Source organism: Streptomyces griseorubiginosus (assembly GCF_017614965.1).
Lineage (GTDB): Bacteria > Actinomycetota > Actinomycetes > Streptomycetales > Streptomycetaceae > Streptomyces > Streptomyces griseorubiginosus_B.
The window spans coordinates 1-9,636 of the sequence record NZ_WVUG01000323.1 but is presented as its reverse complement, the minus strand read 5'-3'; the positions used below and the strand labels follow the sequence as shown (position 1 = coordinate 9,636).

The window sequence follows — 9,636 nt, the reverse complement described above, 5'->3', positions numbered from 1 at the left end:
GTTCGGGGGGTTCGGGCTCGGGGAAGAGGAGGTGCGCGGAGTGGGATTGTTCCGGGGCGTGCTGGCCGAAGGGCGCCCCCGTGTACGTCCGCGAACCCTTGACAGTGCTTCCGTCCGCGTCAAACCTGGGCGCAGAGCTGCTCGCCCCAGGGAGGCGATGATGCCTGCAGCGCGGGAATCCCTACTGGACGCCGCGTACACGGCGCTGGCGCGCCGGCCGTGGTCCGCTGTGCGGATGGTGGACGTGGCCGCGGCGGCCGGAGTGTCCCGGCAGACCCTCTACAACGAGTTCGGCAGCAAGGAGGGGCTCGCCCGGGCGCTGGTCAGAAGGGAGGCGGACGGCTATCTCGCCGGGGTCGAACGGGCCCTCGCCACCCCCGCCGACGCCCGCGACCGGCTCACCGCCACCGCCGAGTGGACGGCGTCGGCGGCCCGGGAGAACGCGCTGGTACGAGCCATGCTGACCGGATGCTGGAGCGAACGGCTGCCCTCGCCGACCCTGTCCGCCGTGCCGTCCTCCTCGGCCGTGCCCGCGCAGCGCCGGGCGGACGGTCCGTTACCGTCACCCGGCGACTTCGTGGCGATGGTCCGCGACCGGGCCGTGGCGGTGCTGGCGGGACCCGGCGCGGCCAAGCCGGACACGGCCGAACTGGCCCGCTCCTGCGAACTCGTCGTCCGTCTCGCCCTGTCCTGCGTCGCGGCCCCGCCGAGCGAGGGCAACGTCGCGGACCTGGTCCGCACGGCCCTGCCCCGGCAGGCGGTCTAGAACTCCACACTCCGCTCAGCGTGGCCAGGCGGCCGGCTGCGCAGTCCGGTGGGTCGTGCCTGGTCAGCGGGTGCATGCGCACTCCGGGGGTCCTGCGCGGCCGGGTGGTCCAGCTGCACGGTCGGGCGGGTCGCTGGGCCGGGCGGTCTGGCTGCGCGGCCGGGTGCGGCCTGCGTGGTCGGCCGGTCCTGCTGCGCAGTCGGGTTGGTGGTGCTTGGTCGGGCGGTCCAGCTGCATGGTCGGGTTGGTCGTGCCTGGTCGGGCGGTCCAGTTGCGCAGGTGGATGGGTCCTGTGCGGCCGGGTGGTCCAGCTGCACGGTCGGGTGGGTCGTGCTTCGTCGGGTGGTCCTGCTGCGCAGTCCGGTGGGTCGTGCCTGGTGGGGCGGTCCTCGTGCGCGGCCGGGCGGGCTGAATGCGCAGTCGGCTTGGTTGTGCCTGGTCTGGCGGGCTGGATGCCCAGTCGGCTTGGTTGTGCCTGGTCGGCCGGTCCTGCTGCGCAGTCGAGTCGGTCGTGCCTGGTCGGGCCACCAGGCGCACTGCGGTGGGTCGTGGCCGGTCGGGCGGTCCGGGTGTGCCCCATGGCCCCTGCCGCGTCCGCCGCGCGGAAGAGCCGTGCGGTCAGTGCGTCGGGAGCGGGGCGGTCGGCGTGCGGCGTGGCGGTGGGTGGGCTAGTGCGCCGATCCCGAGAGCTGGAGCCCTATCACGCCGATGATGACGAAGCTGATCGAGACGATCTTGAGGGTGGAGACCAGGTCGCCGAGGAAGATCATGCCGTAGATCGCCGTGCCCGCCGCGCCGATCCCGGTCCACACGGCGTAGGCGGGGCCGACGTCGAGTTTCTTCAGGGAGAGGGTGAGCAGGCCGAAGCTGCCGAGGGCGAAGCAGCAGAACGCGATCGTGGGCCAGAGCCGGGTGAATCCGTGGGAGAGCTTGAGGCACACGGCGAAGCCGGTCTCGAGTATCCCGGCCACGATGACCAGCAGCCACGCCATGTGCTGTCCTCCCGTATGTCCGGCTCGGTGCGATTATGCACTTACCGAGCTGACGTACAGCCAAACAACGCGGTGGTCAGTCGCCTTCCTTGCGCTCGCGGGTCGCCAGCAGCCGGCGGAGGGAGTAGAGGCGCGCGGGATCGGCGTGACCGTCGGCGACCCATGCGTCCAGCGCGCAGTCGGGTTCGTCGTGGCTGCACGCGCGCGGGCAGTCCACCGTGCCGGGTTCGAGGTCAGGGAAGGCGTGGATGACCCGGGACGGATCGATGTGCGCGAGGCCGAACGACCGCACGCCCGGGGTGTCGATCACCCAGCCGTCGTCCCCGGCGAGGGGAAGGGCCAGCGCCGAGGTGGTGGTGTGCCGGCCGCGGCCGGTCACCGCGTTGACATGGCCAGTCAGCCGCCTGCGGTCCTCCGGGACCAGCGCGTTGACCAGCGTCGTCTTGCCCACGCCCGAGTGGCCCACGAACGCCGTGATCTTGCCGTCCAGTTGCTCGCGCACCCGGTCCGCCGCGTCGCCGTTCTCCAGTTCCTCGCGGCTTGTGACGACGTAGGGGATGTCGAGGTCGCCGTACAGCTCCAGGAGCTTGTCGGGCGGGGCGAGGTCCGACTTGGTCAGGACCAGCAGGGGGTCCAGGCCGCCGTCGTAGGCCGCGACCAGGCAGCGGTCGATGAGGCGTGGGCGGGGTTCGGGGTCGGCGAGGGCCGTGACGATGGCGAGCTGGTCGGCGTTCGCCACCACCACGCGCTCGTACGGGTCGTCGTCGTCGGCCGTGCGGCGCAGCACCGAGCTGCGCTCCTCGATGCGGACGATGCGGGCCAGGGTGTCCTTCTTGCCGGACAGGTCGCCGACGAGGGCCACCCGGTCGCCCACGATCGCCGCCTTGCGGCCCAGTTCGCGGGCCTTCATCGCCATGACGATCCGGTCGTCCACGAGGACGGTCAGCCGTCCCCGGTCGACGGTCAGCACCATGCCCTCGGCCGCGTCCTCGTGCGCGGGGCGGATGTTGGTGCGGGGCCGGGTGCCCTTGCGGTTCGGGCGGCTGCGGATGTCGTCCTCGTCGGTGTGCTTGCCGTAGCGGCGCATGGCGGAATCCCTACGCCCCGAGCATCCCGGTCCACAGCTCGGGGAAGTCCGGCAGGGTCTTCGCCGTCGTCGCCACGTTCTCGATCCGCACGCCCTCCACCGCGAGGCCGATGATCGCCCCGGCCGTCGCCATGCGGTGGTCCTCGTAGGTGTGGAAGGTCCCGCCGTGCAGCGGGCGGGGGCGGATGTGCAGGCCGTCGGCGGTCTCCGTGACGTCACCGCCGAGTTCGTTGATCTCCTTGGTGAGCGCGGCCAGCCGGTCCGTCTCGTGCAGCCGCAGATGGGCCACGCCCCGCAGGGTCGAGGGGGAGTCCGCGAGCGCCGCGACCGCCGCGACGCCGGGGGCCAGCTCGCCGACCTCGCTCAGGTCCACGTCGATACCGTGGATGCCACCCGAACCGGTGAACACCAGCCCGTAGTCGAGGAGTTGGCAGGAACCGCCCATTTCGGTGAAGATCTCGCGCAGCCGGTCACCGGGCTGGGTGGTGCGGGCGGGCCAGTCCGGGATGACGACCCTGCCGCCGGTGACCAGCGCGGCGGCCAGGAACGGCTGGGCGTTGGACAGGTCCGGCTCGATCGTCAGGTCCCGGCCGAGCAGCGCGCCCGGCGTCACCCGCCACACGTTCGGCTCGCCGCCCGACTCCGGGGTGTCGACCTGGGCGCCGACCGCGCGCAGCATGTCGACGGTCATCCGGATGTGCGGCATCGACGGCAGCGAGGAACCGACGTGCCGGACCTCGACGCCCTGGTTGAAGCGCGGACCGGACAGCAGCAGGGCCGAGACGAACTGGGACGAGGAGGAGGCGTCGATCTCCACCGGGCCGCCGTCGAGGGCGCCCCCGCCGTGCACGGTCAGCGGCAGCGCGCCCCGGCCGTCGTCGTCGATCCGGGCGCCGAGGACGCGCAGCGCGTCGATCACGCCGTGCAGAGGACGCTCGTACGACCGCGGGTCGCCGTCGAATCGGATGGGGCCGTCGGCGAGCGCGGCGACCGGCGGCAGGAAGCGCATCACCGTGCCGGCGTTGCCGACGTCGACCGTCGCCGGGCCGTGCAGGCCCGTGGGGAGCACGCGCCAGGTCTCGCCGGTGCCGTCCGGGCCGACGCCCTCCTCGATGTCGACGCCCATCGCGCGCAGCGCGCCCAGCATCAGCAGGGTGTCGCGGGAGCGCAGGGGGCGGCGCAGCCAGCCGGGCTCGCTCGCCAGGGCCGCGAGGACGAGGGCACGGTTGGTGACCGACTTGGACCCCGGTACGTGGACCGTCGCGTCGACGGCTCCGCTCGCGTGGGGGGCGGGCCAGAGGGCGGTGTGCTCGGCGGGGTTGTGGGCCATGGGTTCACCTTATAAGGAGGGGGTGGCACCGGCCGTCGCACAGGTGCGGCGCCGTCGACGCCCCGTCACACCTCCAGCAGCCACCGGCCGCCGCCGATGAGCGAGCACAGCGACACCGCGTGGAACAGGAACAACCACAGCCCCGCCGGTACGTGCGTCAGCCGGGACAGCTGGTCCGCGTCCGAGTCGCCCGCGCCGCCGCGCATCCGCTTGGCCTGCAGCTCGAAGGCCGGGCGCACCCCGCCCACGAGCAGGAACCAGACCACCGCGTAGGCGAACGCCGCCTGCACCTGGGGTCCCGCGAGCCACGACACCAGGAGGAACGCGCCCCCGGTCAGCACCACCGTGAGGGCCCCGTACGCGTTGCGGATCATCACGAGCATGGCCAGCAGCAGGGCCGTGGCCAGCCACAGCAGCAGCGTGATGTGCCCGGCCGCGAGCAGGGCCGCGCCGCCGAGGCCGAGCAGCGGGGGAGCGGTGTAGCCGGCGGCCGCGGTGAGGATCATGCCGATGCCGTGCGGTTTGCCGCGGCTGACGGTGAGGCCGCTGGTGTCGGAGTGCAGGCGTATGCCGGTGAGGGTGCGGCCGGTGAGCAGCGCGATCAGGCCGTGGCCGCCCTCGTGGGCGATGGTGATGGCGTTGCGCGCGATGCGCCAGACGTTGTGGGGGACGGTGACGGCGAGCGCGGCGACCAGGGTCGCGATCACCACCCACAGGTCGGGGTCGGGCTGGGTGCCGAAGACGCGGTCCCACAGGGATGCGAGAGAGGATGCGGTGCTGTCCATGTTCGGCGGTGACTCCCGGTGGGCTCGGCGGATCTGGCAGTGTGGCACGTATGTGCGGTAGGTATGCGGCTAGTCGTCGGCCAGAGGATCTCGCAGGAATCTTTGAGATCGAGAAGTGGGAGCCGGAGGAGACTCTGGCGCCCGACTACAACGTGGCCCCCACCAAGGAGGTCCATGCCGTCCTCGACCGCCCTCTTAAGGACGTGGACGACCCGCGGCCGGTTCGGCAGCTGCGCAAGCTCAAGTGGGGGCTGGTGCCGAGCTGGTCGAAGAGCCCCGAGGGCGGCGCCCGGATGATCAACGCCCGCGCCGAGACCCTCCACGAGAAGCCGGCGTACAAGCGGGCCTTCTCCTCCCGGCGCTGCATCATCCCCGCCGACGGCTACTACGAGTGGGTCACCGGCAAGCAGGAGCGGGATCTGGAGGTCGAGGGCAGGAAGAAGCGGCCGCGCAAGCAGCCCTACTTCGTGCTGCCGGCCGACGGCTCGGTGTTCGCGATGGCCGGGCTGTACGAGTTCTGGCGGGACAAGACCCTCCCCGACGACCACCCGCAGGCCTGGTGGGTGACCTGCTCGGTGATCACCACCGAGGCGGAGACGACGCCGCTCGCCGTCTCCCCCGCCGAGGGCCCGTACTCCCTGGCCGAGATCCACCCCCGGATGCCCCTGATGCTCACCCCGGACCGCTGGGACTCCTGGCTCGACCCCTCCCGCACCGACCTCGACGACCTCCGCTCCCTGCTGCAGCCCCCGCCGCCCGGCCTGATGCGCGCCTACCCGGTCTCGACCGCCGTCAGCAATGTCCGCAACAACGGCCCGGAGCTGCTCAAGGAGCTGGAGGGCCCCGAAGAGGGCACACTGTTCTGACGTGACGACCGAGATCATCGCTACGGACGCGGGGGACGCCCGCATCACCTGGCATCCGGCCCAGGACGCACGGCTTGTGCTGGCCGTGAGCCATGGCGCCGGCGGAGGCATCGAGGCGCGCGACCTCCAGGCGCTCGCCCACGTCCTGCCGCGGCACGACGTGACCGTCGCCCTGGTGGAGCAACCCTGGCGGGTCGCCGGCAAGAAGGTGGCGCCGGCGCCGAAGACGCTGGACGTCGGCTGGCACGGCATCTGGCCCGCCCTGACCAAGCTCGGGCTGCCGGTGGTCTCCGGGGGCCGCAGCGCCGGCGCCCGGGTCGCCTGCCGTACGGCGACCGAGCTGGGCGCCCACGGCGTCCTCGCCCTGAGCTTCCCGCTCCATCCGCCGGGCCGGCCGGAGAAGTCGCGCGCCGGGGAACTGCTGGGATCCGGGGTGCCCACCCTGGTCGTACAGGGCGGAAACGATCCCTTCGGCAGGCCGGAGGAGTTTCCCGACGGGACGTACGAACTGGTCGAGGTGCCGTTCGCCGATCACGGGTTCGCCGTGCCGAAGCGGGCGGAGCTCGGACCGGAGCAGGCCGTGGCGATCGTCACGGACGCGGTGGTGAAGTGGGTCGGGTCATTGGGGTGACGGCCCGGGAATGTTGCGGACCGGACCTCTGTTGAGGCGGACAGAAGTGCTGAACCACCAGCACCGACGTCGTGGGAGAGGAAGTCCGCCGCATGGGTTCGACCACATGCCCGAGCCGCAGCAACCGTGCTGACCTGGACTGGACGGTGCTGACTGCGGCCAAGACCACCCCCATTCGAGGGGCGGCGGGGACGGGTCGTCGTCTATCCTCCAATTCCGGTGGCACCGGTTTCGATGCCGCCCGGAATCTTGAGGAGGTGGGTCCGGTCACTGGGACCGACGCAGGGACCGACAACGGCCAGGCGGAGCTGCCCGAGGGCCAGGGCGTCAGCGCGGAGTCGACGTCGGAGCGCAGTGCGCGCTTCGAGCGGGACGCGCTCGAATTCCTCGACCAGATGTACTCGGCCGCCCTGCGCATGACGCGCAACCCGGCGGACGCGGAGGACCTGGTGCAGGAGACGTATGCCAAGGCGTACGCGTCCTTCCACCAGTTCCGCGAAGGCACCAACCTCAAGGCGTGGCTGTACCGGATCCTCACCAACACGTTCATCAACTCCTACCGCAAGAAGCAGCGCGAACCCCAGCGCTCCGCGGCCGAGGAGATCGAGGACTGGCAGCTCGCCCGTGCCGAGTCGCACATGTCTACGGGTCTGCGCTCCGCGGAGTCGCAGGCGCTCGACCATCTGCCGGACTCGGACGTGAAGGAAGCGCTCCAGGCGATCCCCGAGGAATTCCGTATCGCCGTGTACCTGGCCGACGTAGAGGGCTTTGCGTACAAGGAGATCGCGGACATCATGGGGACACCCATCGGTACGGTGATGTCCCGGCTGCACCGGGGCCGCCGTCAACTGCGCGGCATGCTCGAGGACTACGCCCGTGAGCGCGGGCTGGTCCCGGCCGGCGCCGGAGACTCGGACGAAGCGAAAGGCTCGGGCTCATGAGCTGCGGAGAGCCGCACGAGACGGACTGCAGCGAGGTACTCGATCATTTGTACGAGTTCCTCGACAGTGAGATGCCGGAAGTCGATCGCGACAAGTTCAAGCAGCACTTCAAGGAGTGCTCGCCGTGTCTGGAGAAGTACGGCCTGGAAGAGGCCGTGAAGAAGCTCGTCAAGCGCTGCTGCGGGCATGACGACGTGCCGACCGACCTGCGGTCCAAGGTGATGGGGCGGATCGAGCTGATCCGCTCCGGGCAGGCCGTGCCGGAGCGCGACGTGGCGGCCGCGCCGGCGACGCCCCAGGAGTCCTGAGCGCCACCGGGCGACCGCCCCCGGTCGTGCCGTGCGCGTCCGGTCAGATCTCCAGGCCGCTCTCGATCCGCCGCAGCCCGTGCCGGGCGAGCGCCAGGTTGCTGCGCGTCCGGTCCAGGGCGACGTAGAAGAACAGCGCCCCTTTGCTGCTGCTCAGCGGGCGGATCAGGTGATACTGCTTGCCCAGCGTGATCAGGATGTCCTCGATCACGTCGTCCATGTCCAGCGAGGCCAGGGTGCGCATCTTGGCCCGCACCACCTCGGTGTTGCCCGCCGCCGCGAGTTCCAGGTCGAGGCCCTGGCCGCCGCCGAGGGTGCCGAGGGACATGCCGCTTTCATAGTCGACGATGGCGGCGCCGAGCGCGCCGTCCAGGGTCATGGCTTCCTTGAGCGCGGTCTCGATGTTCACCGGTTACCTCAATTCTTCCGTGCTGCTGACCGGTCGATGCCTGGCCAACTACGATCGAACCCAAGCGACATGTGCGTCACTTCGCGCCAAATTTGGTGTGCGTGGCGAAACTTGACGTTCAAACTAATGCGTGGCGTATGGGCTTGGGGGGTCAATGGGGGAAAACGTGACGGCTCTCCAGTCCTCCCTTGAACGGCTGCTCGACTCTCCCGGCGTCACGGGAGTCGCCCTCGTCGACGCGGTGACCGGGCTGGTGTACGGCGCAGCCGGTGACGTCATGGAGGCCGGGGACGGCACGGAGAGCAGCGAGTTCGCCACCCTGATCGCCGAGCGTCTCGGCGCGGCCGGCGCCGAGGGGGAACTGGAGAGCGTGGTCCTCACCAGCCGTCGGCGGCACCAGGTGCTGTTCACCGTGGTTCGGCCCGCCGGTGACCCCCTGCTGCTGACCGCGGGTCTGGACCGGGACCGCTCCAACGTCGCGCTCGCCCTGCGCGGCTTCGGTGACCGGCTCGCGGAGGTGCTGGCGTGACGCCCACCGCTCGCAACGTCCCGGCGCTCTTGCAGGGACTGCGCGAGGGGGAGTTCACCGGTACGGTCCGGGTCTCCGGCTCGCCCGGCGGAACGATCCATCTGCGGGACGGTCTCGTCGGCGCGATCGAGACGCCCGGCGCGCCCAGCGCCACATCGGTCCTGCTCACGCCGGGGCGCATCGGCGACGCGGCGTGGCTCGCCGCCTGCGCCGCGGAACCGGACGCCGACCGGCTGGGCGGGTATCTGGTGGCGGCCGGACTGATCGGGGCGGCGGAACTCGAAGTGGTGTGCACCGCCGCCGTCTTCGACGGCGCCTTCGCCATGGCGCTGAGTCCGGTGGGCGGTTGGGAGACGGGGGAGCGGGAGCCGACGCTCCTGACCACGCCCGGGGTGGAACCCCGCCACCTCACCGAGGAGACCACCCGCCGCATGGCCTCGCCGGCCGGCTCCGGGAGGACACCGGGCGAACTGGCACGGCTGCGGCCGAGGTTGGCGGCGGACGACGGTTCCGTGGGTGTGGGTGTAGGTGCGCCGGGGGCCGGCGCCGCTCCTCGGGTTCACCGTGGTGGTGCGTGGTTGCCGCAGCGGTACCGGGAGCTGCTCGGTGGCGTCAACGGGCGCCGTACACCCCGGGATCTCGCCTTCGCCCTCGGACGCGGTGTCTACCCCGTCCTGCTGGACCTGGTCCGGCTGGAGGCGTTGGGGCTGGTCCTCTGGGGGGCCGGGGCGGTGACCGGCGACCGGCCGAGCACCGCGCCCCGTGTCACCCCGGGGAGTCCTGTCGCGACCGGGTCCGCCCCGGCCGCCGGCCCCCTGCCCAGGCGCAGACCGGGCGGCACCTCTCCGGCCGCGGACCGCGGTGAGAAGGGTGCCCTGTGAGCCCGGCACCGGAAGGCACGCCGGGCGAGGATCGCCGCGAAGAATCCCGGTCGCGGGAAACGCCCCCACGCAGGAAACCCGCCCGAACGAAGCCTTCAGGAACCGTCAAGC

The 9,636-nt window shown here is 71.6% G+C and carries 12 protein-coding genes; 7 read left to right on the top strand and 5 right to left on the bottom strand.

Going from position 1 to position 9,636, the window contains the following annotated elements; all coding sequences use genetic code 11:
• The first annotated feature begins 157 nt into the window (after positions 1–157).
• The gene (locus tag GRC12_RS37225; RefSeq protein WP_208784572.1) at positions 158–766 is read left to right on the top strand and encodes a TetR/AcrR family transcriptional regulator; all 609 of its coding nucleotides are present in this window, start codon (positions 158–160) and stop codon (positions 764–766) included.
• Between the two features lie 668 nt (positions 767–1,434).
• Here the strand turns inward: GRC12_RS37225 and GRC12_RS37220 are convergent.
• The 4 genes from GRC12_RS37220 to GRC12_RS37205 form a co-directional block, all read right to left on the bottom strand.
• The gene (locus GRC12_RS37220) at positions 1,435–1,758 is read right to left on the bottom strand and encodes a DMT family transporter (protein WP_133044537.1); all 324 of its coding nucleotides are present in this window, start codon (positions 1,756–1,758) and stop codon (positions 1,435–1,437) included.
• A gap of 76 nt (positions 1,759–1,834) precedes the next feature.
• A complete protein-coding gene (gene rsgA / locus GRC12_RS37215; RefSeq protein ID WP_208784570.1) occupies positions 1,835–2,845 on the bottom strand; it encodes a ribosome small subunit-dependent GTPase A in 1,011 nt (336 codons plus the stop codon).
• Positions 2,846–2,855: 10 nt separating this feature from the next.
• The gene (aroA, locus tag GRC12_RS37210; protein WP_208784568.1) at positions 2,856–4,175 is read right to left on the bottom strand and encodes a 3-phosphoshikimate 1-carboxyvinyltransferase; all 1,320 of its coding nucleotides are present in this window, start codon (positions 4,173–4,175) and stop codon (positions 2,856–2,858) included.
• A 65-nt stretch (positions 4,176–4,240) separates the two neighbouring features.
• The gene (locus GRC12_RS37205; RefSeq protein WP_208784566.1) at positions 4,241–4,960 is read right to left on the bottom strand and encodes a M50 family metallopeptidase; all 720 of its coding nucleotides are present in this window, start codon (positions 4,958–4,960) and stop codon (positions 4,241–4,243) included.
• Between the two features lie 50 nt (positions 4,961–5,010).
• On the opposite strand from GRC12_RS37205, the gene GRC12_RS37200 reads away from it, so the two are divergent.
• The 4 genes from GRC12_RS37200 to rsrA all read left to right on the top strand — a co-directional run bounded on the left by GRC12_RS37200 (position 5,011) and on the right by rsrA (position 7,706).
• Positions 5,011–5,826 (top strand): SOS response-associated peptidase, encoded by an 816-nt coding sequence (locus tag GRC12_RS37200; protein WP_208784563.1) that lies wholly within the window; start codon positions 5,011–5,013, stop codon positions 5,824–5,826.
• Position 5,827: 1 nt separating this feature from the next.
• Positions 5,828–6,457 (top strand): alpha/beta hydrolase family protein, encoded by a 630-nt coding sequence (locus tag GRC12_RS37195; protein WP_208784561.1) that lies wholly within the window; start codon positions 5,828–5,830, stop codon positions 6,455–6,457.
• A gap of 257 nt (positions 6,458–6,714) precedes the next feature.
• A complete protein-coding gene (gene sigR / locus GRC12_RS37190; protein WP_207929812.1) occupies positions 6,715–7,398 on the top strand; it encodes a sigma-70 family RNA polymerase sigma factor in 684 nt (227 codons plus the stop codon).
• Positions 7,395–7,706 carry a mycothiol system anti-sigma-R factor gene (gene rsrA / locus GRC12_RS37185; protein ID WP_208784559.1) on the top strand — a complete coding sequence of 104 codons (312 nt, stop codon included), beginning with the start codon at positions 7,395–7,397 and terminating at the stop codon, positions 7,704–7,706. Before sigR ends, rsrA begins: the two co-directional genes overlap by 4 nt.
• A gap of 43 nt (positions 7,707–7,749) precedes the next feature.
• Here rsrA and GRC12_RS37180 read toward each other — a convergent pair whose 3' ends face one another.
• Positions 7,750–8,115, bottom strand: coding sequence for a hypothetical protein (locus GRC12_RS37180; protein ID WP_208784557.1), 366 nt, complete (start codon positions 8,113–8,115; stop codon positions 7,750–7,752).
• Positions 8,116–8,281: 166 nt separating this feature from the next.
• Between GRC12_RS37180 and GRC12_RS37175 the strand changes: the two genes are divergently transcribed.
• Positions 8,282–8,644 (top strand): hypothetical protein, encoded by a 363-nt coding sequence (locus tag GRC12_RS37175; protein WP_439959928.1) that lies wholly within the window; start codon positions 8,282–8,284, stop codon positions 8,642–8,644.
• Positions 8,641–9,525 carry a DUF4388 domain-containing protein gene (locus GRC12_RS37170; protein WP_208784552.1) on the top strand — a complete coding sequence of 295 codons (885 nt, stop codon included), beginning with the start codon at positions 8,641–8,643 and terminating at the stop codon, positions 9,523–9,525. Before GRC12_RS37175 ends, GRC12_RS37170 begins: the two co-directional genes overlap by 4 nt.
• Positions 9,526–9,636 lie beyond the last annotated feature (111 nt).